General features: G+C 64.9%; 24 protein-coding genes. 16 read left to right on the top strand and 8 right to left on the bottom strand.

The features are described 5' to 3' along the window. The 4 genes from CUTER_RS06510 to CUTER_RS06495 all read left to right on the top strand — a co-directional run bounded on the left by CUTER_RS06510 (window position 1) and on the right by CUTER_RS06495 (window position 7137). Window positions 1-2022, top strand: coding sequence for a ribonuclease J (locus tag CUTER_RS06510; RefSeq protein ID WP_047259751.1), 2022 nt, complete (start codon window positions 1-3; stop codon window positions 2020-2022). A gap of 22 nt (window positions 2023-2044) precedes the next feature. Beyond that, entirely contained in the window at window positions 2045-2659 is a 615-nt protein-coding gene (locus CUTER_RS06505; RefSeq protein ID WP_047259750.1) for a TIGR03085 family metal-binding protein, read from the top strand. A gap of 103 nt (window positions 2660-2762) precedes the next feature. Continuing rightward, entirely contained in the window at window positions 2763-5828 is a 3066-nt protein-coding gene (locus CUTER_RS06500; protein ID WP_082121297.1) for an FtsK/SpoIIIE family DNA translocase, read from the top strand. 163 nt (window positions 5829-5991) lie between these two features. Next, window positions 5992-7137, top strand: a complete 1146-nt coding sequence (locus CUTER_RS06495; RefSeq protein WP_047259749.1) for a TerC family protein — start codon at window positions 5992-5994, stop codon at window positions 7135-7137. Between the two features lie 72 nt (window positions 7138-7209). Here CUTER_RS06495 and CUTER_RS06490 read toward each other — a convergent pair whose 3' ends face one another. Next, a complete protein-coding gene (locus tag CUTER_RS06490; RefSeq protein WP_047259748.1) occupies window positions 7210-7497 on the bottom strand; it encodes a YciI family protein in 288 nt (95 codons plus the stop codon). Window positions 7498-7563: 66 nt separating this feature from the next. Between CUTER_RS06490 and pgsA the strand changes: the two genes are divergently transcribed. The 4 genes from pgsA to CUTER_RS06470 all read left to right on the top strand — a co-directional run bounded on the left by pgsA (window position 7564) and on the right by CUTER_RS06470 (window position 9996). Next, on the top strand, window positions 7564-8130 hold the full coding sequence (pgsA, locus tag CUTER_RS06485) for a CDP-diacylglycerol--glycerol-3-phosphate 3-phosphatidyltransferase (protein ID WP_047259747.1): 567 nt from the start codon (window positions 7564-7566) through the stop codon (window positions 8128-8130). Then, a complete protein-coding gene (locus CUTER_RS06480) occupies window positions 8127-8678 on the top strand; it encodes a CinA family protein (RefSeq protein WP_236684686.1) in 552 nt (183 codons plus the stop codon). Before pgsA ends, CUTER_RS06480 begins: the two co-directional genes overlap by 4 nt. 3 nt (window positions 8679-8681) lie before the next feature. Then, window positions 8682-9029 carry a helix-turn-helix domain-containing protein gene (locus CUTER_RS06475; protein WP_047259746.1) on the top strand — a complete coding sequence of 116 codons (348 nt, stop codon included), beginning with the start codon at window positions 8682-8684 and terminating at the stop codon, window positions 9027-9029. A 124-nt stretch (window positions 9030-9153) separates the two neighbouring features. Beyond that, entirely contained in the window at window positions 9154-9996 is an 843-nt protein-coding gene (locus tag CUTER_RS06470) for a PspA/IM30 family protein (protein ID WP_047259745.1), read from the top strand. A gap of 16 nt (window positions 9997-10012) precedes the next feature. On the opposite strand, the gene CUTER_RS06465 is transcribed toward CUTER_RS06470, so the two are convergent. From CUTER_RS06465 to CUTER_RS06455, 3 genes are read right to left on the bottom strand one after another with little or no spacing between them, the layout of a single operon-like run. Further along, window positions 10013-10630 (bottom strand): energy-coupling factor transporter transmembrane component T family protein, encoded by a 618-nt coding sequence (locus CUTER_RS06465; protein WP_047259744.1) that lies wholly within the window; start codon window positions 10628-10630, stop codon window positions 10013-10015. Between the two features lie 9 nt (window positions 10631-10639). Further along, on the bottom strand, window positions 10640-11365 hold the full coding sequence (locus tag CUTER_RS06460; protein WP_047259743.1) for an energy-coupling factor ABC transporter ATP-binding protein: 726 nt from the start codon (window positions 11363-11365) through the stop codon (window positions 10640-10642). Continuing rightward, window positions 11362-11925: a biotin transporter BioY gene (locus CUTER_RS06455; protein ID WP_047259742.1), complete on the bottom strand. Its 564-nt coding sequence runs from the start codon at window positions 11923-11925 to the stop codon at window positions 11362-11364. Before CUTER_RS06455 ends, CUTER_RS06460 begins: the two co-directional genes overlap by 4 nt. A gap of 107 nt (window positions 11926-12032) precedes the next feature. Here CUTER_RS06455 and CUTER_RS06450 point away from each other — a divergent pair, with 107 nt between their 5' ends. The 5 genes from CUTER_RS06450 (at window position 12033) to CUTER_RS06430 (ending at window position 16367) form a co-directional block, all read left to right on the top strand. Then, window positions 12033-12248, top strand: coding sequence for a DUF3046 domain-containing protein (locus CUTER_RS06450; protein ID WP_047259741.1), 216 nt, complete (start codon window positions 12033-12035; stop codon window positions 12246-12248). 188 nt (window positions 12249-12436) lie between these two features. After that, a complete protein-coding gene (recA, locus tag CUTER_RS06445) occupies window positions 12437-13582 on the top strand; it encodes a recombinase RecA (RefSeq protein WP_047259740.1) in 1146 nt (381 codons plus the stop codon). Then, a complete protein-coding gene (locus CUTER_RS06440) occupies window positions 13572-14171 on the top strand; it encodes a regulatory protein RecX (RefSeq protein WP_047259739.1) in 600 nt (199 codons plus the stop codon). Before recA ends, CUTER_RS06440 begins: the two co-directional genes overlap by 11 nt. Window positions 14172-14208: 37 nt before the next feature. Next, window positions 14209-15696, top strand: a complete 1488-nt coding sequence (gene miaB, locus CUTER_RS06435; RefSeq protein WP_082121406.1) for a tRNA (N6-isopentenyl adenosine(37)-C2)-methylthiotransferase MiaB — start codon at window positions 14209-14211, stop codon at window positions 15694-15696. Between the two features lie 29 nt (window positions 15697-15725). Further along, window positions 15726-16367 (top strand): Rv2732c family membrane protein, encoded by a 642-nt coding sequence (locus CUTER_RS06430; protein WP_052844056.1) that lies wholly within the window; start codon window positions 15726-15728, stop codon window positions 16365-16367. Here the strand turns inward: CUTER_RS06430 and CUTER_RS06425 are convergent. Further along, window positions 16364-17482: a GNAT family N-acetyltransferase gene (locus tag CUTER_RS06425; RefSeq protein ID WP_047259737.1), complete on the bottom strand. Its 1119-nt coding sequence runs from the start codon at window positions 17480-17482 to the stop codon at window positions 16364-16366. The genes CUTER_RS06430 and CUTER_RS06425 overlap by 4 nt on opposite strands. A 6-nt stretch (window positions 17483-17488) precedes the next feature. Continuing rightward, window positions 17489-18823 (bottom strand): DUF349 domain-containing protein, encoded by a 1335-nt coding sequence (locus CUTER_RS06420; protein WP_047259736.1) that lies wholly within the window; start codon window positions 18821-18823, stop codon window positions 17489-17491. Window positions 18824-18993: 170 nt separating this feature from the next. Here CUTER_RS06420 and miaA point away from each other — a divergent pair, with 170 nt between their 5' ends. Together miaA and dapF are read left to right on the top strand one after the other, a co-directional pair. Continuing rightward, window positions 18994-19911, top strand: a complete 918-nt coding sequence (gene miaA, locus CUTER_RS06415; protein ID WP_047259735.1) for a tRNA (adenosine(37)-N6)-dimethylallyltransferase MiaA — start codon at window positions 18994-18996, stop codon at window positions 19909-19911. Continuing rightward, window positions 19908-20735: a diaminopimelate epimerase gene (gene dapF, locus CUTER_RS06410; RefSeq protein ID WP_236684684.1), complete on the top strand. Its 828-nt coding sequence runs from the start codon at window positions 19908-19910 to the stop codon at window positions 20733-20735. The genes miaA and dapF overlap by 4 nt, the downstream gene beginning before the upstream one ends. On the opposite strand, the gene CUTER_RS06405 is transcribed toward dapF, so the two are convergent. Continuing rightward, the gene (locus CUTER_RS06405) at window positions 20732-21241 is read right to left on the bottom strand and encodes a hypothetical protein (RefSeq protein ID WP_047259734.1); all 510 of its coding nucleotides are present in this window, start codon (window positions 21239-21241) and stop codon (window positions 20732-20734) included. The two genes, dapF and CUTER_RS06405, sit on opposite strands and share 4 nt — an antisense overlap. 21 nt (window positions 21242-21262) lie before the next feature. Continuing rightward, on the bottom strand, window positions 21263-22003 hold the full coding sequence (locus CUTER_RS06400) for a hypothetical protein (RefSeq protein WP_047259733.1): 741 nt from the start codon (window positions 22001-22003) through the stop codon (window positions 21263-21265). A gap of 101 nt (window positions 22004-22104) precedes the next feature. Here CUTER_RS06400 and hflX point away from each other — a divergent pair, with 101 nt between their 5' ends. Continuing rightward, entirely contained in the window at window positions 22105-23634 is a 1530-nt protein-coding gene (hflX, locus tag CUTER_RS06395; RefSeq protein ID WP_047259732.1) for a GTPase HflX, read from the top strand. Window positions 23635-23646 lie beyond the last annotated feature (12 nt).

Here is a 23646-nt window from a genome sequence, read left to right as displayed (position 1 = left end):
ATGAATGAACCCCGTAATCGGTCCCGGAAGGTAACCCGTAAGGCAGGCCCGCCGGAGACCGAGCACACCGCCGCGTCCACTAAGGAGGCGGCGGCCGTGTTCAAGGCGCCGGAAAAGGCGGATATGACCACGGAGTCGGCGGAGTCCGGCAAGGCTGCGCAGAACGGCAGCGGGAACCGCTCCCGCAATCGGCGTGGTGGCCGAGGCCGTGGCAACGGCGGCAACGGCAACGGTGGTAACCGGGGGCGCCGCAACGTCGTGAAGTCCATGCAGGGCAACGATTTGACCAAGCGCCTGCCCGAGCCGCCGAAGGCCCCCAAGGGCGGCGTTCGCCTCTACAACCTCGGCGGTATCTCCGAAATCGGCCGCAATATGACGGTCTTCGAGTACAACGGCCGCCTGCTCATCGTCGACGTGGGAGTGCTGTTTCCCTCCTCGGGTGAGCCGGGCGTGGACCTCATCCTCCCGGACTTCGGGCCTATCGAGAACAAGCTGGACAAGATCGACGGCATCGTCGTCACGCACGGCCATGAGGACCACATCGGGGCTATCCCGTGGATCCTCAAGCTGCGGCACGATATCCCTATCTATTCCGCGAAGTTCACCCTTGCCCTGATCGAGGCGAAGACGAAGGAACACCGGCAGCGTCCCAAGCTGCACGAGGTCAACAAGGACTCGGACATCCAGATCGGGGAGTTCCGTCTGCGTTTTTGGACCGTCGGCCACTCCATCCCGGATGCGCTGGGTGTGTCCATCAAGGCAGGCAACAACCACATCGTCATGACCGGCGACATTAAGCTGGATCAGACGCCGTACGACGGCAAGCCGACGGATCTTCCGGCCCTGTCGCGGCTAGGCGACGAAGGCATCGACCTGTTCTTGGTCGACTCAACGAATGCCACCACGCCGGGCATCTCTAGCTCCGAGGCAGGCATCGAAAGCACCTTCATCTCCTTGGTGGGCCGCGCCCGGCAGCGGGTTATCCTCGCGTCCTTCGCGTCGAATGTGTCCCGCGTCCAGATGGCCGTGAACGCGGCCGTCGCGGCGAACCGCAAGGTGGCGTTCAACGGCCGGTCGATGATCCGCAACATGGAAATCGCGGAGAAGATGGGCTACCTCAAGGCCCCGAAGGGTACCATCGTCTCGCTCGACGAGGCGTCGAAGATGGCTCCCCACAAGGTCATGCTCATCACCACCGGCACCCAGGGCGAGCCCATGGCGGCGTTGAGCCGGATGTCTCGCCGTGAGCATCGTCAGATCACGGTCCGGGACGGGGACATGATTATCCTGTCGTCCTCGCTCATTCCGGGCAATGAAGAGGCCGTGTTTGCGGTCATTAACAACCTCGCCCAGATTGGCGCCGAGGTCGTCACGAGCAAGGACGCCAACGTCCACGCTTCCGGCCACGGTTACGCTGGTGAACTGCTGTTCCTCTACAACGCTGCCCGGCCGAAGAACGCTATGCCAGTGCACGGCGAGTGGCGGCATCTGCGGGCGAACAAGGAGCTGGCGATCGCTACCGGCGTGCCGCGGGACAACGTCGTGCTGGCCCAAAACGGTGTGGTGGTCGATCTCGTCAACGGCAAGGCTCAGGTGACCGGGCAGATGCCGGTGGGTCACCTCTACGTAGACGGCGTGACCATGGGCGATGTGGACTCCGACGTGCTGACCGACCGCACCCACCTGGGTGCCGGCGGCGTCATCTCGATCACGTGCATCATTGACGATTCGACGGGCCGCCTCGTGGAGCCGCCGAGCGTTTCCACCACCGGCTTCGCCGACGACGACCGGGGCGTCATCCCCGAGGTGACGGACATGGTGGAGGGCACCATGACGGATATGGCCGCCCAGGGCGAGAACGACACGTACCGCATCGTGCAGCAGCTTCGACGTCGTGTGTCGCGCGCGATTAACCAGAAGTGGAAGCGCGAGCCGGTGATCCTGCCTACCGTCATCGCGATGAATACGGGATCGCTCGTCATCGACGATGATGACGTGACCTCCGCCCGCGAGTCGCTCTAGTCCGGCTAGTAAGCTGAGAAACATGAGTTTCTCAGCTGCTGAACGCCGCCACCTAGCCGACCTGATGCTTAAGGTAGGCCCGGACGCCCCGACTCTCTGCGAGGGTTGGACCACCCGGGACCTTGCCGCCCACTTGTACGTACGCGAGAATGACTTCTTCTCCGCCGCCGGGATGTTTGTTGAGCGGCTGGCTGAGCGCCTGGACAAGGCGATGGATGAGCAGCGGCGTCGCGATTTCACCGAGCTGGTTGATGATTGGGCGGCCGGGCCGGCGGGGCTGTGGAAGGTTCTAGACTCCAAGGCCAATGCCGTCGAGCACTTCGTTCACTACGAGGATGTGGCGCGTGGCGCCGGCGAGATCGCCCCGCGGGATCTTTCTCTCGCTGCTGAGAAGGAGCTGCTCGCTGGCCTGAAGCGGCTGGCTCCGATGCTTATGAAGGGATCGTCGAAGCCGGTCATCCTCACCCCGGAGGGTCATGAGCCCATCACCGTCGGCGGCAAGCGCGGCGTGGCGGTAAAGGGCGACGACGTCGTGCGCGTCGCTGGCCCGGTGGGCGAGATTGTCCTGTGGGTCTTCGGGCGCGACGCGGTGAAGGTGACCGTGACTGGCGACACCACTGGCGTCGTCCGCGGCTAGGTTCCGCTAGCTACGACGTGCTGCCGGCCCACCTGCTCGGGCATACTCGACCGCCGATGTGGCGTATGTGACGACTGTTAACGCTGGGGCTAGAATGACGGGTATGTCTGTGCGAAATACGGCTCCCCGTTCCTCGCGTTCCTCGTCCGCCCGCCCTTCCCGGCGGGCTTCGTCGTCCACCAGCAACGGCCAACGGGGCGGGTCTCACCCCACCACGTCGGCGCTGCGGGCCGTGAACACCGCGGATGAGCGCACCGGCAGCGCCCTCAAACCGGTGGGCGCTGCGCTGGGAAGCGCCGCAACGGGAGCCTTTAGCGCACTATCCAAGGGCATGGGTTCCCTTACCCGCTCGGCCGCCAAGATGGCGCAATCAGCCGGTGGGCATCGCAAGTCCGTGCAGCGCGGTGACGACGCTGACCTCCTCGTCGACACCGACCAGCCCGAGACCGCCTTCGAGACTTACTCCTCCTCGCGGCCGGAGCCCGAGTCGGAGGACCCTGACCATATCGATTACGCCGTTGGATCCTACGGAGATGGGCACGGTCAGGGCTCGCAGCGCCTCGACGCCATCGCGCTGGCCCTCGTCGGCTTGGCCGCAGTGCTCGGTGCGTCCGTGTGGTTCGACATCGCCGGCCCCATCGGCCAGGCAATCGCGCTGACTACCCATCTGGTGATCGGCGCAGGCGCGCTCATTCTGCCCGTGGCGCTAGTCTGCCTTGCGGTGGCGATGATGCTGGACCTGCGTTATAGCCCCACCGAGGTCCGGCGCGTCGCCGCCGGAGTCGGCATCATCGTCGTCGGGATGCTGGGGCTGATCCATCTCTTCGCCGGAAACCCCGCTGAGTGGGAACCGCGGATGGACGCCGGCGGCGCAATCGGTGCGTGGACTGGTGGCTTACTAGCCAAGGGATTCTCCGCCTACGTCGCCGTTCCGCTGCTGGCCCTCGTCATTGTTTACGGAGCGTTGCGCGTCACGGGGATCACGCTGCGGCAGGGATACGACTATCTCCGCGAGGTCATCGGTGGCATCGGCGCCGACCGGGCCATGGGCACCGAAGAGACTGAGTACGACGCGTACGGTTACGTCGACGAAGCCATCACCGCCCGAGTCCAGGGCCGCCCGGTTCCAGCACGACGCCCCGCCCCCGCACCTCGCCCGGCGGCGCAACCGGTCCGGCGTCAACCGGCTCGCTCCGACGCCCGTCCAGTCATTCCCGCCACACCACACCGAGTGGCACCCGTGAACCCTGCAGCCGGCGGCGTCGTGCCTGTACAACCGCCACTCGACCAAACCGATGAATTCCCGGCGGTGCGCCCTGACGACGTTCCTCAGCCGGTACGTCAGGAGCCAGAGGGCATCGAGGAGACGAAGATCCTCGGTGCCGTCGGCGAGGCTTCAGAAAGCACCGCCGCACCGGATGCCGTGGCTGCTTCCCGAGAGGCTGTCCGGCAGGCCATCATCGCCCGTTCCGGTATCGACGCCCGGGAGGCGAATGCTGCCCGGGAGGCGAATGATGCCCGGGGGTCTTACGATGCCCGCAGCGTAGGAACCACCCAGGCACCGTCGGCGCCGGCCTTGATCCCGGACGCCGGCGGCTACGTCCCGCCGTCGACGAGCCTGCTCATCCCCGGTGAGGCCCCGAAGGCCCGCACGGAGATCAACGACCGCACGATCGAGGCGATCACCGACGTCTTCGAGGAGTTCCGTGTGGACGCCCGGGTGACCGGTTTCTCCCGCGGGCCGACAGTCACCCGCTACGAGGTAGAGCTGGGCCCCGGCGTGAAGGTGTCGAAGCTGACGAACCTGCAGCCGAACCTCGCGTACGCGGTGGCGACGGACAACATTCGTATGCTCGCACCGATCCCGGGTAAGCAAGCGGTGGGCATCGAGATCCCCAACACTGACCGAGAAATGGTGCGCCTGGGCGATGTCCTTAGCGCTCCGAGCGTGATGGGCAACGAAGACCCGATGCTCATCGGCCTCGGAAAGGACATTGAGGGCGAGTTCGTCAGCCACTCGGTGGCGAAGATGCCGCACCTGCTCGTCGCTGGTTCGACGGGTTCCGGTAAGTCCGCCTTCGTCAACTCCCTGCTCATCTCGTTACTGACCCGCGCGACCCCGGACGAGGTGCGTCTCATCCTCGTGGATCCCAAGATGGTGGAGCTGACTCCTTACGAGGGCATCCCGCACCTGATTACGCCGATCATCACGCAACCGAAGAAGGCGTCGGCCGCTTTGCAGTGGCTGGTGGAGGAGATGGAGCAGCGCTACCTGGACATGAAGTCCGCCAGGGTGCGCCACATCAAGGACTACAACGCCAAGGTGCTCTCCGGGGAGCACCAGGCGCCGCTCGGCTCGGAGCGAGAGATGCGGCCCTATCCGCTCATCGTGTGCGTTGTCGACGAGCTGGCTGACCTCATGATGACCGCCCCGAAGGAGATCGAAGACTCCATCGTCCGTATCACCCAAAAGGCCCGAGCCGCGGGCATCCACCTGGTGCTGGCCACCCAGCGCCCCTCGGTGGACGTGGTCACGGGTCTTATCAAGACCAACGTCCCGTCGCGGCTGGCCTTCGCCACCTCCTCGCTCACCGACTCTCGGGTGATCCTGGACCAGGGCGGGGCGGAGAAGCTCATCGGTATGGGCGACGCCCTCTTTATCCCCCAAGGTGCCGGCAAGCCACGCCGTTTGCAGGGTGCCTTCGTGACCGACGAGGAGATTCAGGCCGTCGTCGAGGCGGCCAAGCAGCAGGCCGAGCCGGTCTATACCGAAGGTGTGACCGAGGACAAGTCGAAGGAGGACAAGAAGCAGATCGACGAGGAGATCGGCAAGGACATGGACGATCTGCTCGAAGCGGTCGAGCTGGTGGTCACCTCCCAGTTCGGTTCCACCTCGATGCTCCAGCGCAAGCTGAGGATCGGCTTCGCCAAGGCCGGCCGGCTCATGGACCTCATGGAAACCCGGGGCGTCGTTGGGCCCTCCGAGGGATCAAAGGCCCGCGAAGTCCTGGTCAAGCCGGAAGAGCTGGACACGATCATCTGGATGATTAAGGGCGGAGACCCGGCCGACGCTCCCAAGGAAGACCCGGCTGGGCCCGCCGCGGGTACTGAGGAGGCCACCACGACGTCGGTCACTGCAACATACAATCCGACCGGTGGTGCTGTATAGTGGCCCCACGTGCATGGAGGGGAGTACCCCAGATCCTCGGTCATTATCGTCAGCACGGGTAGCGTTTACCCCGGTAATGCCGGTCCGGCGGTTGGTTGCGCGGGGCGGGGGAGACCTCCGGTCACTGTTCCTATTTCTCTACTGACCGGAGGCTTGTCACGCAATGAGCGTTCCCTTCTGGATCTGGGCCGTCACCATCGTTGGCGTACTCGGATTCTTTATTTTTGATTTCGTTACCCACGTGCGCACCCCGCACGCTCCGACCGTGAAGGAAGCCGCCATCTGGTCGGCCTTCTACGTGGGCCTGGCCGTCGCCTTCGGCGGAATCGTGTGGTTGCTCTGGGATGGCGAGCACGGCATGCAGTACCTCACCGGCTATGTCACGGAAAAGGCACTGAGTGTCGATAACCTCTTCGTCTTCGCCCTTATCTTCGGCGCCTTCAAGATTCCCCGCCGCTACCAGCAGAAGGTGCTGCTGATCGGCATTGTTTTGGCCCTGTTCTTCCGCTTCCTGTTCATCCTGCTCGGCGCCGCCATCATCGCCGCCTGGTCGGATGTGTTCTACCTCTTCGCCGTCTTCCTCATCTGGACGGCGCTGAAGCTGTTCCTCGACGAGATCGGTGACAAGCCCGAAACCGACCCGCAGGACATGGCGGTGATTCGGTGGGTGCGCAAGGTCATCCCGGTGTCCGACCGCTACCACCGCGACCACTTGTGGCTGCGCAAGGGCGCGAAGCTGACCTTTACCCCGCTGTTCGTCGCGCTCGTGGCCGTCGGCCTGGTGGACGTGATGTTCGCGATGGACTCCATCCCGGCCATCTACGGCATCACCCCGGAGCCCTTCCTGGTGTTCTCCACGAACGCCTTCGCGCTGATGGGCCTGCGTCAGCTGTACTTCCTGCTCGACGGCTTGCTGGACCGTTTGGTGTACCTGTCCTACGGGTTGTCGATCATCCTCGGCTTCATCGGCATCAAGCTGCTGTTCCACGCGATGCACGAGAACAACCTGCCGTTCATCAACGGCGGCGAGAACATCAACTGGGCGCCCGAAATCACCACCACGGGCTCGCTGCTGGTCATCGTTGGCGTGCTGGTCATCACCGTCATCGCCTCGATCATCAAGAACAAGCGCGACGAGGCTCAGGGCGGAGTATCCCACAAGACGCTCAAGGTGGACTACGACGACCTGGGCAACAAGCACTACCTCGACGACAACGGCTACATGGTTGACGACGAGGGCAACGAGCTTGACTGGGACGGCAACGTTATCGAGAAGGGCGCCGATCCGTCGGCGGGCCACTTCCACTAGTCGATAGCCACCCCGATAGCCACCGCACCGCCGCCGTCCCCGTGGAGACGACGGCGGTTCTTGCTGCGGTGATTAAAACACCTTAAGAACCGGGCTCCATTCACGGATTTCCCGGCCGTCGAGAACACCCTCGACGGTGTAGGGGTCGTGGTCCATGAGTTTCAGGGCGTCGTCGACGGTGGCGGTGTCGTCCAGCTGGAGCAGGATGAGCGCGGAACCGTGGCCGTCGACATAAGGCCCGGACGCCACGAGCTTGCCTTCCTCCTTGAGTTTTCCGAGGAAGACGCGGTGATCGGGGCGGACCCGGGCGATGTCGGGGTCGCCATCGGCGTAGGTGTAGTGAACTGCGAAGTAGGTCATGGGGCCATTCTAGGCGGGTGGGGTACTCGGCGGACCCATCCCCAGGTAGGGTTGACTGACGTGACTATGACGAGCTCGTCGCCGTCTGGGGACTCCCGGCCGTCGAACCTGAATCTGCCCAACGTGTTGACCAGCCTGCGCATTATTTTCGTGCCCGTTTTCGCGTGGATGGTGCTCAAAGCGCCCGAGTGCGTGTGCTGGCAGTGGGCGGCATTTGCGATGTTCGTCGCCTTGATGATTACCGACAAGCTCGACGGCGACATCGCCCGCAAGCGCAACCTCGTCACCGACTTCGGAAAAATCGCCGACCCCATCGCGGACAAAGCCCTTGTCTCTGCGGCGCTGATCTGCCTTAACGTCGTCGGATGGCTGCCGGTTGCCTACACCGTGGCCATCCTCGTTCGCGAGTTTGGCATCACCATCTGGCGGATGTTCATGCTGCGCCGAGGGCTCGTCGTTCCCGCATCCAAGGGCGGCAAGCTCAAGACCACCCTGCAGGCGGTTGCTATCGGCATGTATCTGTGCCCGCTGCCGGCCTGGATGGACCTGCCGACCCACGGGCTCATGATCGCCGCCGTCGTCGTGACGGTGGTGACAGGTTTCCAGTACCTGTGGGATTCGAGGAAGCAGTGAGTGCATTGGCAACCAGGGAGTCTGTTGCCGATGTGGCCGTCGACGTCATTCGGACGCTGTCGCGCCTCGGTCAGACGGTTGCCACCTGCGAGTCCCTCACCGCCGGGTTGTGCGCCGCTACACTCGCCGGCGTCCCTGGGGCGTCGAAGGTGCTACGCGGTGGACTCATCACGTATGCCACGGAGCTGAAGAGGGACCTCGCGGGCGTCGACCCGGATGTATTGGCCGCTGTCGGCCCCGTCGCCGCTGCTACAGCTCGGGAGATGGCCGACGGCGCCGCCCGGCGTTGCGGGGCAACCTGGGCGCTCGCGCTCACCGGTGTGGCCGGTCCAGACCCCCAAGACGGGCACCCGGTGGGCGAGCTCTTTGTAGGGGTGCACGGGCCTCACGGAACGTATCACCGGCACGTCATGCTCAGCGGGACACGACAGGAGATCCGGGAAGCGGCCGTTGCCGTGGCGTTAGCGGAGCTTCGACACTCCGCCGAAAACCTCGATGCAGGAAGTCTGGACGCGGGAACAAATTTCCCACCCGAGCCGTTGGTATAGGTAATGGCAACCACAACAGTGACTACCGTAACTACTGGACCGTCCCGGGCACAGAGCTCGGCGGGTGAGTCGAGTGTGCTGCTGCGCGAAGCCTTGGGCATGGCGCTGCGGACGTTCCGGGCGGATCAATCGATGACCCTGCGTGAGCTCGCTGAGATCGCACGAGTATCGCCAGGCTACATCTCCGAACTCGAACGTGGCCGCAAGGAAGTCTCCTCGGAGCTGCTCGCCGCCATTTGCCACGCCCTCGGCGTGAGTGTGAGCGATGTGTTGTTCGACGCCGCTGCGCGCGTGGCGATGCCTTCGATCCAGGACGAACTCGCTGCGACAACCCCGGCAGCGGCGGAGTAACCTGTAGCAACAGGCACCGCCCGGGAACTGCAGTACCCAGGGCTCCAGGAACCCGGCTCGGCTACACTGAGGCGAGTAAAATCCTGGCAAAAATTGACTCAACCCTAAGAAAGGCCAGTTACCGATGGCGAATCCGTTTGTCAAGGCGTGGAAGTACCTCATGGCGTTGTTCGATAGCAAGATCGAGGAAAACGCCGATCCGAAGATTCAGATCGAACAGGCTATTCGCGAGGCTCAGCGCCAGCACCAGGCTCTCTCGCAGCAGGCCGCTGCCGTCATCGGTAACCAGCGCCAGTTGGAGATGCAGCTCAACCGTCGGCTTAATGAGATCGAGAAGCTGCAGGCCAACACCCGCCAGGCACTGACCCTCGCCGATGAGGCCCGGGCCAAGGGTGACAACCAGAAGGCCACGGAGTACGAAAACGCCGCCGAGGCGTTCGCTGCTCAGCTTGTCACTGCCGAGCAGGGTGTGGAGGAGACGAAGCAGCTGCACGACCAGGCCCTGCGCCAGGCCGACCAGGCGAAGAAGGCCGTCGAGCGCAACTCGATGCAGCTGCAGCAGAAGGTGCAGGAACGCACCAAGCTGCTCAGCCAGCTGGAGCAGGCCAAGATGCAGGAGAAGGTGGCCGAGTCCCTCAACTCGATGAACTCCATCACCTCCGGCTCTACCCCGAACCTGGACCAGGTGCGCGACAAGATCGAGAAGCGTTACGCCAATGCCCTCGGCACCGCCGAGCTGGCCCAGAACTCCGTCGAAGGCCGCATGGCCGAGATCGAGCAGGCCGGCGTGCAAATGGCGGGCCACTCCCGCCTGGAGCAGATCCGCGCCGAGATGAAGGGTGGCGGAGCTTTGAACAAGGGCACCTCCGCGGGAAACCCGGCAATCGAGCAGGGTAGCCCCCTGGGGCAGTCCGTGTCCGACGACGCCGTTGCGCAGAAGATGCGCGAACTGCGCGGCGATGTGTAGCTAACGTCGGCGGCAGCTAATCGTCGCCGACGCCGCGGGCGGCGAGCGCTTCTCCGAGTGCGCGCGCCCGCCTGATGCACCGCACGAGTACCGGGACCCCGACGGCCCGCAGCGAGAAGCCGACGCCGCGGGCGGCTCGCGCCTCGAGAACGTCTCTGACCGTGGCCGCCTGGCGGGGGATCAGGCGCAGTGTCAACGCAATAGCAAGCGTGATCCTGTCCACGGGAAGGCCGATACGAGCGCCGGGGCGCAGACCGGCCTCGACCGCGTCGAGGAGATGAGAAACCCGTGTGGTGAGAGTGACGAGCACGGCTGCGGCCACGGTGGCCAGCAGGCCGCTCACCAGGAGCGCCGCCGACGCTACCCCGTTGACTAGGAGATCAAAGAACCCAAAGAAAGCGATCAAGTAGGCGGCCGGGAGAAGTTGTCCAACCGCCAGTGCGGCGGGGATCCGCGCGTAGCCATACCCGGAAGCGACGACGCCGGCAGCCACGGCCACGACGACGGGCGAGTCCGCGGCGACGGTAAGCAACACGACGAAAGCGACGAGGGCGACAAGCTTCACGCCGGCCGGCGCCCGATGAAGTCCCGACCTGCCCGGATGGTACGTGCCCAGCGGTATGGCGTGTTTCATCGCGTTACCCTACCTCTCCTCACTGAGGCTTAGCATCCGTTCGCGATAGGCCGCGATGACGGCAGCCGGGTGACCATCGTCGACGATTCTTCCAGCGTCGATGCACAGAACCCGGTCGAAGTCTGAGACGAGTTCCAGGTCGTGTGACACCACGATGAGCTGTTGGTCCAGGTGGGCAAACTCCCGGCGGATACGGAGCCGATTCTTCAGGTCAAGCAGGGTGGTGGGTTCATCGGCCACGATCACCTCGGGTTCAAGCACGAGCACTGCGGCCAGGGCCAGCAGCTGCTTCTGCCCACCGGAGAGTACGTGGGGCGAATCCTCGGCGTGCGACGACAGCCCAAAGCGTGCCAAGGCGGCGTCGGCGCGGGCATATCGCTCAGCGGCTGAGAGGCGATGTCTGCGCAACGAGAAGGCAACATCATCTCTGACCTGCGGCATGATGATCTGATTATCGGCGTCGGAGAACACGAACCCGACGCGTCGCCGCACCTCGCGACCGTGCCGGGACACGTCAAGCCCGCCAACACTCACCGATCCCGCGGTGGGGGAGACCAACCCGTTGATGAGCCGGGCAAGGGTGGACTTCCCGGAGCCGTTGGCGCCGATAATGCCCACCCGATGTTCGCTGAGGGTCGCCGTCACCGGTCCAAGGATGGTACTGGTGGCGTTCGGAAAAGCGTCGGTGGGGGTGTCGACGGTGACGCTGGCGTCGACGAATTCGATGCTGGTCATGGCCGTCGCGGCAGAAGATCGGGGATCGCCGCGTGAACACCCAGCGCGATGAGGACCATGGCAGCCACTTTGGCGGCGTCGACTGCGAGGAAAGGCAGTTGCGCAGCGGCGGCCGCCGCGAGGGAGAGATCTGTCCGTAGCACTAAGCCGAGGGCGCCACAGAGGTACTGGGCGGCGAGTCCGGCGACGCCAGCCGCGGTAAACCACGTCAGTTGCGAGCCTCGAGCACGTGGGAGTGCTCGGTAGGCGAGGGCGCCGGCTACAGCGGCAGCGAGAAGGTAACCGAGGAGGTACCCGGCGGTTGGTCCGGCGAGAGCAACGAGAGTTGTGCGCCCACCGGCGAGAACGGGCAGCGCTAGGCCGACGGTGAGAAACAACGCGGTGGCGAGAACGGCCCGCCGGGCGCCCACGATGAGCGCGGTGAGGATGATGACGGCATTCTGCAGCACGATCGGGACGCCGGCGGCGCCGATGGGGATGGCTACGAACGCGAAGACGCAGATCAGGGCTGCGAAGCCGGCCACGTAGGCAACGTCGACGGTGGAGTTGTGGGTGCTCATGAGAACGAACATACCTTGAACGGTGTTCAAGTAGCGTATTTTTGCCCACGTACAGCTCAGTGGGACGGCTCGCGATGGTTTCCTGGGGGGTGGGTAGGATCAAGGTCATGCGTCTTACAGAGTTCGCGCGACTGCTCGACGACGAATTTGGTCCGGCTCGGGGCCGGTGGATTGCCGATTCTCACGTCCTTCCCCGACGTGGCGCGACTGCCAGTGAACTGGTCGAACGAGGCGTCGACCTCAAGGTCATCTGGGAAGAGCTCTGTGCGGAGTTCGACGTGCCGGAAGAACGTCAGCTTGGCCGTGACCGGCCAGGCTGGTAGTTCGAATAGGTGTTCGTGTAGGGTGGTCGGTGGTGTAACACCCGCATGATGAAATGGACACCGAGATCGTGAAGCAAGGGATCCTTCCGCCTAGCTCGACGGTCTAACACTAGTAACGGCCGGAGACAACGCCGGTCGCTCGTCAACGACCATCACGACAACGGATCTACCTAGCGAGAGGACAAAGCATGGCTGCGAAGAAAACCAAGGGTAAGGCGACATCGGCGGCCGGAGACCGCCAGAAGGCGCTCGACGCAGCGCTGTCGATGATCGAGAAGGATTTCGGCAAGGGCGCCGTCATGCGCCTGGGCGACGATAACCGCCCACCCATCCAGGTCATTTCCTCCGGCAATACCGCGATCGATGTGGCGCTCGGCATCGGCGGCTTCCCCCGCGGGCGCATCGTGGAGATCTATGGTCCGGAATCCTCCGGTAAGACCACCGTGGCTCTGCATGCGATCGCCCAGGCCCAAAAAGGCGGCGGCATCGCCGCGTTCATCGACGCCGAGCACGCGCTTGATCCCGACTACGCCAAGAAGCTCGGCGTGGATACCGACAATCTGCTGGTCTCGCAGCCGGACACCGGTGAGCAGGCCCTGGAGATCGCCGACATGCTGGTGCGCTCAGGCGCTATTGACATCATCGTCATCGACTCGGTGGCTGCGTTGACTCCGAAAGCCGAAATCGAAGGCGAAATGGGCGACAGCCACGTCGGCCTTCAGGCCCGGCTCATGTCGCAGGCGCTGCGCAAAATGACCGGTGCCCTCCACAGCGCCGGTACTACCGCCATCTTCATCAACCAGCTGCGAGAGAAGATCGGCGTCATGTTCGGTTCCCCGGAGACCACCACCGGCGGCAAGGCGCTCAAGTTCTACGCTTCGGTCCGCTGCGATGTCCGCCGGATTCAGACCCTCAAGGACGGGCAGGACGCCATCGGCAACCGGACCCGGATCAAGATCGTCAAGAACAAGGTCTCGCCGCCGTTCAAGGTCGCGGAGTTCGACATCATGTATGGCGAAGGCATCTCCCGGGAGTCCTCCATCATCGACCTCGCGGTGGAAAACGGCATCGTCAAGAAGTCCGGGTCCTGGTACACCTACGAAGGCGACCAGCTTGGTCAGGGCAAGGAGAAGGCCCGCCAATTCCTCAAGGGCAATGCCGACTTGGCGGATGAGCTGGAAAAGAAGATCTTCGCCAAGCTAGGCGTCGGGGAGTATGCCAACGCGGCGACTGACGAAGGCTCCCAGGTTCCCGGCGTGGACGACGATCTGACCGATGATCCGGTGGACATGGTGCCGAGCGTCGACTTCGATGACGAGGACGATGACAACTAAACGCGAACGCATCGATGCCCTACGCGCCGCGCTCGCGGAATACGACTCGGGCCGGGGAACCGGGCTGTTCGACCACGCCCACGAATCGGATAAAGCCGCGGTACGCTCCCGCGCCCTGGGATTGCTCAATCACCGGCGCCGCTCCCGTGCGGAACTGCGTCAACGGCTCATCGATGCCGAGTTTCCCGAGGCACTCGTCACGGAGGTGATCGACGACTTGGAGCGGGTAGGCCTCATCGACGACGCCGACTTCGCCGCCGAGTGGGTCCGCCAACGGCGTTCCCGGCGGGGTAAATCCACCCGGGTACTCGAGCAGGAGCTTCGGGCCAAAGGCGTCGACGCTTCGGTGCGGGCCGAGGCCTTGGCCAACGTCAGCGATGCCGACGAAGCCGCAACGGCGGAGGCGCTGGCCCGCAAGAAAGCCCGGACAATAACCTCCGTTCCAGGCGACTACGCCGAACGCCAACGTGCTCTGCGGCGCATCGTTGGAGTACTCGCCCGGCGGGGCTTCGGGGAGGGGCTCAGCCTGCGCATCGCGCAGCAAGCTCTCGACGATCGGCTCGCCGAGCTCGCGGACAGCACGGGTTAGGTCCTCATCAGAGGCGATCACTACAATGCCCACCGTGATGGAGCACGAGACCTTGACCGAACCTCGCACCTACGAGGTGCGTACCTTCGGCTGCCAGATGAATGTCCACGACTCGGAGCGGCTTTCCGGCCTATTGGAGGACGCCGGCTACGTCGCCGCCGTCGAGGACCAGGAGCCTGACCTTGTCGTCTTCAACACCTGCGCCGTGCGGGAGAACGCTGACCAGCGTCTCTACGGCACTCTCGGTCTTCTCAAGCACACCAAGGACAATCACCCCGGCATGCAAATCGCCGTCGGCGGCTGTCTGGCGCAGAAGGACAAAGACAACGTCATCGATAAGGCGCCGTGGGTCGATGCGGTGTTTGGTACCCATAACATGGGGTCCTTGCCTGCTCTATTGGAACGAGCCCGGCACAATGACGCCGCCCAGGTCGAAATCGTTGAATCCCTAGAGGAGTTTCCCAGCGTGCTGCCCGCCAAGCGGGAGTCCGCCTACGCGGGCTGGGTGTCCATCTCAGTGGGGTGCAACAACACCTGCACGTTCTGCATTGTGCCGAGCCTTCGCGGAAAGGAGCAGGATCGCCGCCCCGGCGACATCCTCGCGGAGGTGCAAGCCCTCGTGGACCAGGGCGTCAGCGAAGTGACCCTGCTCGGGCAAAACGTCAACTCCTACGGCGTGAACTTCTCCGATCCGGGCCTGGAACGTGACCGCTCCGCCTTCTCGAAGCTGCTGCGCGCCTGCGGGGAGATCGAGGGCCTGGAACGACTGCGCTTTACCTCCCCGCACCCGGCGGAATTCACGTCAGATGTCATCGATGCCATGGCGGAGACTCCGAACGTGTGCCCGCAGCTGCACATGCCGTTGCAGTCCGGGTCCGACGACGTCCTCAAGCGGATGCGCCGGTCCTACCGGTCCAAGAAGTTCCTAAGGATACTCGACGAGGTCCGGGAGAAACTTCCCCATGCTGCCATCACCACTGACATCATCGTCGGATTCCCCGGCGAAACCGAGGAGGACTTCCAGGCGACGCTGGATGTCGTCGAACGCGCCCGATTCACCAGCGCCTTCACCTTCCAATACTCGCCTCGCCCGGGCACCCCGGCGGCCGACATGGTGGATCAGGTTCCCAAGGAGGTTGTCCAGGAACGGTTCGAACGCCTCGTAGAGCTGCAGGAACGGATCTCCGAGGAGGAGAACGCCCGCCTGGTCGGCACCGAGGTCGAACTCCTGGTGCAAGCCGGCGGCGGGCGCAAGAACAGCCGCACCCAGCGGCTCAGCGGTCGGGGCCGTGATGGGCGCCTAGTCCACTTCACCCCGCGTGGAGAGACCGATGGCGACATCCGCCCCGGCGACCTGGTGACGGTCGTCATCACAGATTCCAAGCCGCACTACCTCATCGCGGACTCGGGTGTGCGCCGGCACCGTCGGACGAAGGCGGGCGACATGTCGGCGGCAGGACAGGTGCCCACAACGGCACCCATCGGCATCGGCCTGGGCTTGCCCGGCATCCGTCGCAGCAACTAGCCGTGCGGGTGGGGGTAAGCTACCGAGACATGGAAAGCCCCGCAGACTCTCGCCAGCTTGCCGCACAAGAACGCGCTGCCGCCAGGACCGTGTCCCTGGCCGGCATCAATACCGCACTGTGGGTGGTGGCGGCCCTGTGGCTAGCGTTTATGGTCTTGCCTTACGCCGGCCCGGTCCGCGGCTACGAGGTTGCCTTCGTCCTTCCCGGTGCCCGCGATGCCGGGATGAAAATCACCGAGTACATTTTCGCCATCCTGGGGACCTTGGGGATGGGCGTGTTCACCCTCGCCACCCTCGTGACCAAGCGGACGGTGTTCGCCCTGGTGGCGTGGATGTTCTCTGCTGTGGCGGCCTTTTCTTCCCTGTTAGCGGTGTGGCTGCGTCAGACGCGGCCGTCGTCCTTTGATGGCATCAACCTCGGTATCGGAGTATGGCTGCTCTCGGCGGCGGCGCTGATCGCCGTATGCGCCTATTCGATGAGCGCCCTGCGGCGAAACCCCGAACAGGCCGCTCTCGCTCAGGCCCGCTCGGAGGCGGATGACCTCGACGAGGTAGGCCGCGCCCAGCGCGCGTTGCTCGACGCTCGGCGTCGGAGCGAGGAGCAGCTGCCGGAGTACCTTAAGGACGACCGCCGGCGCCGGGCCGCCGAGCGGCACCGGCCGCACGATTAGTTAACGCGAGGCTCGACGGGCGCCACCGTGCCCACGAGTCCGAGGCAGGTGGCCAGCAGCCGGGGCCGATAGGGGGCAAGCAACGCGACCGAGGCGGCGTCGCCAGCGGCGTAGGAACCATACAGCGCAACGATGCTCGGATGCCGACGACGCAGCTCGGCGATGCCCGCAGCGAGCACGTGCCGAGCCAATCCCCGCCCGCGATGCGTGCGGGCCACCGCAACAACGCCGAGCTCCGCGACGGTGGGATTCGCGGGGTCCGGGCGCTGATAGGTGAATTCGCACGCTGCCACCGCTTGACCGTCGTCGATGACCGTTGCCAGGAATTGTTCCTGGCAGCGGTCGCCCAGCCTGGCGGCGGCGTCGACGAGCCGTTGAGGCGTCCAGCAAATCGGCTCCGCCGGGAGGGCACCGAGGTAGGCGTCGGCGCTGGCCCGGGTGAGAAGCTCGGCAATGCTGTGGGCGGCGGAGGTGTCACCGCCGTAGTTGTCGACGATCGCGGTTGAGACGTCGATGCGGGGCGGGTAGGCATCGATTAGGGGCGTGGCCGCAGGAATGTCGATGCGCACCTGGTGCACCTCCACCGCGGGGTCGTACCCCTCCGGGAGGTTCTCGTGGCGGTCGACCCAGTAGTGGATCGAGCGGCGGCCTAACGACCGGGCGATGTCGCCGGCGGCGTCGAGCAGGCGGCGTTCGACGTCGAGGGCGTCGGCGCCGATACGCTCCCCGGGCAGGGGCAAGTAGGCGGCGTCGAAGACGACATCGACGTCTAAGGTGTCAAGGTCCTCCAGCAGTGGGATAGCGATGTGGCACAGCCCGGCGACCTCCAGAGCCCGATCCTCGTCCCCAGGTCGCACGGTGGACGGCACCATCGGCAACCCCCAGGGACCGAGCGCGGCGACGACGGGAGTGAGTTCATCATCGACGAGCGCCAGCAGCACAGCGTCGGACTCCGCCGAGCCGCCCAGCCGGGTCAACACCGAGTCGATGCTCACCGACGCGGCTGGATCACCGCTGGCCTCCTGGGCGGCGAGATTGGCCAGGAAGACATAAGTACGGGCGATGTCGGCCGGCGGCTCGCCCGGCACCGGCCGGTTGAGGTGGATCAGCTGCATCCGGGCCTAATTGTCGACGGCGTTGCGGGCAGCCTCAGCGAATTGCTCCCACTGGGCGGCCTGGGCGCGCAGCTCCGCAGCCTCGGACTCCTTACCCTGGGATTCGGCCTTCTCCGCTCGCTGGGTGAAGTCGGCGACCTTCGCCTCAAACTGTGCCACGCGGGCCTGCACAGCCGGGTCCGTGCGACGCCACTGCGCCTTCTCTGCATCCGCAACGCGGGACTCTAGCGCGGAGATCTTATCCTCGTACTCGCGCACCCGATTGCGCGGCACGAACCCGATCTCCTCCCACTTTTCCTGGAGCTCGCGCAGTTTAGCGCGGGCCTGGTCGATGTTCGACGAGGGGTCAATCTGGGCATCAAACTCGGCGATGAGTGCGTCCTTGGCCGCGGCGTTCGCCTCGAACTCGTGGTCGCGGGCGGCAATATCGGCGTCGCGGGCGGCGAAGAAGTGATCCTGCGCGGCTCGGAAGCGAGCCCAGAGCTTATCGTCGTCGCTGCGCTGGGCGCGCCCGGCGGCCTTCCACTCTGTCATCAATTCCCGGTAGCGCTGTGCGGTCTCGCGCCACTGCGTCGAGTCCTGCAGGGCTTCGGCCTGTTCGATGAGCGCTTCCTTCTTCGCCTTCGCCGACGCGCGGCCCCGGTCCAGCTCAGCGAAGTGGGCGCCGCGGCGGCGGTTGAAAGAGTCGCGGGCGCGGGAGTAGCGCTTCCACAGGGCGTCGTCCGTTGCGCGGTCGATGCCGCGGATGGTGCGCCACTCATCGAGGATCGCCCGGATCCGGTCACCACTGGTCTTCCACTCGGTGGAGTTCTCGGCCAGGTCTTCGGCCTCGGCGGCCAGCTCTTCCTTGCGGGCGATGGCTTTCTCCCGCCGGCTGATCTTGTCCTGTGCCGCCTTCTCCTCGGCACTGTGGGCGTGGTCAATGACCGCCGCCAGGCGAGTGCCGAGCCGCTCCAGGTCTCCGATCACCGCGGCAGTGGGAAGCGTGTCACGCAACGCCTCGGCCTGGGCGGCGAGCTTCTTCGCCTCCTCCGGGTGGGCGCCGATCCTCGTTTCGAGCAGCTCCACTTCGGTGGCAAGGTCGTCGTAGCGCTGACCGTAGTGGGCCAGTCCCTCCTCGATGGTTCCGGCCTGCCAGGACCCGATAGCGCGTTCGCCGTCGGCCGTGGTGACGTAGACGGTGCCGTCTTCATCGATGCGGCCGAACTTCGAGGGGTCAGTGGCGGCAGCGGGGACGGGGGCCGGGTTGACTCCGCGCGCCGGACCTGGGGTCGGCCGCGGGCCTGGGCGGGGGCCCGGCTTCGGTCCGGGGATAGGGGAGGGAGTGTGCTCGCCAGTCATAAGAAACGTCCTTGGGTTGAGGATGAGTGCCGCGCGTCACGGCTGCCAGGATTCCAGTGCGCCCGCCGACACGGCGCGCGCACATGTTCGCCCTTGTACGATACCGCGAACAGGCTCTGCTGGCAGCAGGGGCGTTGGCCTATGATGGTCCGGCGCGTAAACTTTGCCCAATGACCCCCATCCCTGCCGTGCGTCCCGTGGCCGTTGTCGGGCCCACGGCCTCGGGCAAGTCGGCGCTGTCGCTCGCGCTGGCCGAACGCCTGGGCGGCGAGATTATCAACGTTGACTCGATGCAACTTTATCGGGGGATGGACATCGGGACAGCCAAGCTGAGCATGGCTGAACGCCGTGGCATCGCCCACCACCTGCTCGACGTGTGGGACGTGACCCGTACCGCCTCGGTAGCCGACTACCAACGGCGCGCCGTCGCGGTGGCCGAGCAGCTCATGTCCCGCGGGATCACCCCGATCCTGGTGGGCGGGTCCATGATGTACTACCAGAGCCTCATCGACGACTGGCAGTTCCCGCCCACCGATCCTCACGTTCGAGCACGCTACGAACGCCGCCTCGAGGAAATTGGGGTTCTGCGGCTGCACGCCGAACTCGCCGCCATCGATCCCGACGCTGCCCGCATCATCGAGGACGCGGACCCGCGGCGTACCGTGCGAGCCCTGGAAGTCATCGAGCTCACCGGTCGGCCTTTCCGGGCTTCCCAGCCGCCTAAGAACGCCGTACCGCGGTGGAACACCCGGATCATCGGGCTTCGTACCAATGCGGAATGGCTCAATCCGCGCATCGAGCGTCGCACCCGGGAGATGTTCGAGCGCGGGTTTATCGACGAGGTCAGCAACTTGGTGTCCGATCACGGACTCGTCGCAGACTCGACCGCCGGCCGCGCCATCGGCTACGCACAGGTGCTTGAGCTACTGGCCGGAACCCTCACCTCGGAAGAAGCCGTCGACCGCACCATCACCGGGACCCGGCGGTATGTGCGGCGCCAACGGTCCTGGTTCAACCGGGACCGGCGCATCCACTGGATCGATGCCGCCGGGGACGCCTTGACTCAGTCACTAGAATTGCTGACGTGACTACCCTGACATTCGCCAAAGGCCATGGCACCGAGAATGATTTCATCATCATCCCGGACGCCGAGGACACCATCGACCTCACCCCGGACATAGTTGCCCGCCTGTGCGACCGGCGCGCCGGCATCGGCGCCGACGGGATTCTCCACGTCGTCCGCCGCGGCCAGCGATGGTTCATGGATTATCGCAACGCCGACGGCTCCGTCGCGGAGATGTGCGGAAACGGTGTCCGGGTGTTTGCCCACTGGCTGCGCACCCGGGAGGGGGTCACCGAGGACCGTTTCGTCATCGATACCCGAGCCGGCGAGCGTGAAGTGGAGATCCTTGAGGTCAGCGACACCGCGGCCGTTGTTTCCGTGGGCATGGGAGCAGCGCGCATCACCGGCACCTCCACGGCATCCATGGGGGATTGTTCCTTTAGCGGTGAGGCGGTGGACGTGGGCAACCCGCACCTGGCGGCTGTCATTCCGGGGCTTACACCCGAGCGCCTCGCGGAGCTGGAGCTGTGCGCCCCGGTGTTTAGCACCGAGGTGTTTCCGGAGGGCGTCAACGTCGAAATCGTCACTCCGCCTGCCGACGGCGCCATCGCCATGCGCGTGTGGGAACGGGGAGTAGGGGAGACCCGTTCGTGCGGCACCGGAACGGTGGCAGCCACAATGGCGGCGTTGGCAGCAGAGGGATCGTCGACGGGGACCCTCGACGTCCATGTGCCTGGGGGCACCGTCACGGTGCGCATCGACGATTCCGGAGCGCGGCTCACCGGCCCCTCGCGCATCGTCGCCACCGGTGAGGTGGAGCTAGAAAGCCTCCAGCCGTCGGCGGATTAATAGTCGCGGCCGAGGCGGCGGGCCTCTAAGCGGGCCTGATTCCACGCCTCGGCCAGCTCCTGGCTGCGTTGGTCGGCGATGCCGAGAATATTGGTGAGCTCGGTAGTGGTCACTGACGGGTCCTCGACGATGGCCCCCACACGGTAGATGAAGCGGCGGGCGGCCTCCGCTTTGGCCCGAAACTCGGTAATCGCCGGCGCGTCGCAACTCTCGTCGGCCAGCGCCGGGCGGTGCAGCGTTCGGTCTGCGATGGAATCGGCGTCGCCGGCGAGGAGGAAACGATCGTACGCGTCGAGGATCGCCTGAATGTCATCGGTACTGAGCTGGATCGACGTGCGTAGGGCGCGGGATTCGGGTTGGATGAACGACGAACGCCACGCAAACAGGGCAGCGGCGAGGAAGAGCAGTCCCGAGAGGAACAGCCCCGCCGTCCGCAGAGTGAACACGAGTAGCAGGCACAGCACCGCTACTGCGGCCCAAATAACCCCGAGACGCGTCGTCAACATCTCTTCCCTCCCCTTCTTTGCCTAATGCCCGCCGCAGCCGCAGGAACCTCCACATCCTCCGCAGCCGCCCGTCGGGCTGGTGACGGCGGCAGTCATCACCGCTGAGCCGTAGATAATGCTATCTCGAACCGGAAGCTCAGGCGCGTCCGGCAGGCACACGTCGAAGGGGAAAGCGCCGTCGACGGTCGCGTGGATGAAACGCTGGCCGGAGAGTTGATTATGCCGATACTCCGAGTCAAGGACTCGAGCGCTGAACGTCGCAGCCGCGTCCGGCACCTGGGAGCCGTCGCCCGAGGCAACGATCCTCGCGCCGGGGGAGTCGAATTCCCCAACGGCGCCCAACCCGGCCGCGGCGAAGTCCTCGGACGAGGGATACAGCGTGTAATCGATCATGAGTGCCGCCACTGCCAACTGCTGCCATTCCTGGGTGGGCAGCTCCGCGAGCAAGGGACCATGCACTAAGTTCACCGTCACGCCTTGCATGACGGAACCGTGAGCATCGATGACCTCACAGTAGGCGACGACGTCGTTGACCATGGTGACGTTGCCGAAGGTCTGGGAGACGGATTCGAATCCGGCGAAGGTCGCGTAGGGCTCCACTGCCATGATGGTGATGAGAGCTCCGGAGGGGTCGGCGTAGTGAATCAGCTGCCCGCCGCGTACTTCCCCTAGGACCGAAAGCTGGTTGGTGGCGATGGCGGCTTCGACGGCGTCTTGCCAGCGCTCGAAACCTAGGCCGATGCTCAGTAAGTCGGTGCTCATGGCCAACCAGTCTAGACGCGCCAGGTTATAGCCAGGGGATCGACTCCCGCGGAGGGGTACGGTTCGGCCACCAGGTGGGTGCGTGGGATACTGAGAAGACGATGACGAAGTTCACCTCTTACGATACCGACCAGCTGCTCTCACAGGCCTTCAAAGACAACGCCCCGCAGGCGAGCGAGCACAACCCCGACGAGGGCGTCGACCTCAGCGGCCTAGAATCGCCGACGACAGGCCAGCTAGATCTAGAGGAGCGCAATTCCTTCCGGTCCGTGGCGCAAGGCTCAACCGGTAAAACCAGCGAAAAAGAAGCCGAGTTCGAAGTCGAGTACCGCAAGCTCCGCCTGGAGCAGGTCATCCTCGTTGGGGTGTGGACCGAAGGGACCACCGCCCAGGTGGAAGCCAACATGCAGGAACTCGCCTCCCTGGCTGAAACCGCCGGCGCCGAGGTGTTGGAATTGCTCTACCAAAAGCGTGACCGGCCAGATCCCGGTACCTACATCGGCTCCGGCAAGGTCGAGGAGCTGCGACGCATCGTCGAGGCCACCGGCGCCGACACCGTGGTCTGCGACGGTGAGTTGTCCCCGGGGCAGATGGTGGCCCTCGAAGATCGGCTCAAGGTGAAGGTCATCGACCGAACGATGCTCATTCTCGACATCTTCGCCCAGCACGCGAAATCTAAAGAGGGCAAGGCCCAGGTCTCGCTCGCACAAATGGAGTACCTCTACACCCGCGTGCGCGGTTGGGGTGGGAACCTCTCCCGCCAGGCCGGCGGCCGCGCCGGGTCGAATGGCGGCGTGGGTCTGCGCGGTCCAGGTGAAACCCGTATTGAGGCGGATCGTCGGCGCCTGCGCACGGAAATGGCCCGCTTGCGCCGGGAGCTGCAGGGCATGAAGACCGCCCGTGAGGTCAAGCGCGCGCGGCGCCAGGAGTCCACCGTCCCGAAGATCGCGATCGCTGGATACACCAACGCCGGGAAGTCCTCTCTCATTAATGCCATGACCGGCGCCGGCGTGCTCGTCGAAGACGCGCTCTTCGCGACCCTGGATCCGACGACACGGCGCACGACGTTGCCCGACGGGCGCGCCATCGTCTTTACCGATACGGTCGGCTTCGTCCGGCACCTGCCGACGCAGCTCGTTGAGGCGTTCAAATCCACCCTTGAGGAGGTCTTGGGCGCGGACCTCATTCTGCATGTCGTCGACGGCTCGGCGCCGTTCCCGTTGCAGCAGATCGAGGCCGTCAATGCGGTCATCTACGACGTGGTCAAGGAATCCGGCGAAGAGGTCCCGCCGGAGATCATCGTCATCAACAAGATCGACGCCGCGGATCCCCTCATCCTCGCTGAGCTGCGGCACGTGCTGGACCGGGACAATGTGGTCTACGTCTCAGCGGCGACTGGTGAGGGTGTCGCCGAGCTGGCGACTCGCATCGAGCTTTTTCTCAATTCGCTCGATGCGCGAGTAACTCTCGTAGTACCTTTCACCAGGGGAGACGTCGTCTCGCGGGTGCACGAACTAGGGACGGTACTCAAGGAGGACTACGAGGCTGCGGGCACCCGCCTCGATGTTCGGCTGCCGCAGCGGCTCGCCGACGAGCTGCGTGAATTCGTTGTTTCGCCCACCGAGGGCTGATAATAGCGGCTT

The sequence above is a fragment of the Corynebacterium uterequi genome, from assembly GCF_001021065.1.
Lineage (GTDB): Bacteria > Actinomycetota > Actinomycetes > Mycobacteriales > Mycobacteriaceae > Corynebacterium > Corynebacterium uterequi.
This window is presented reverse-complemented; position numbering and strand designations above follow the sequence as displayed.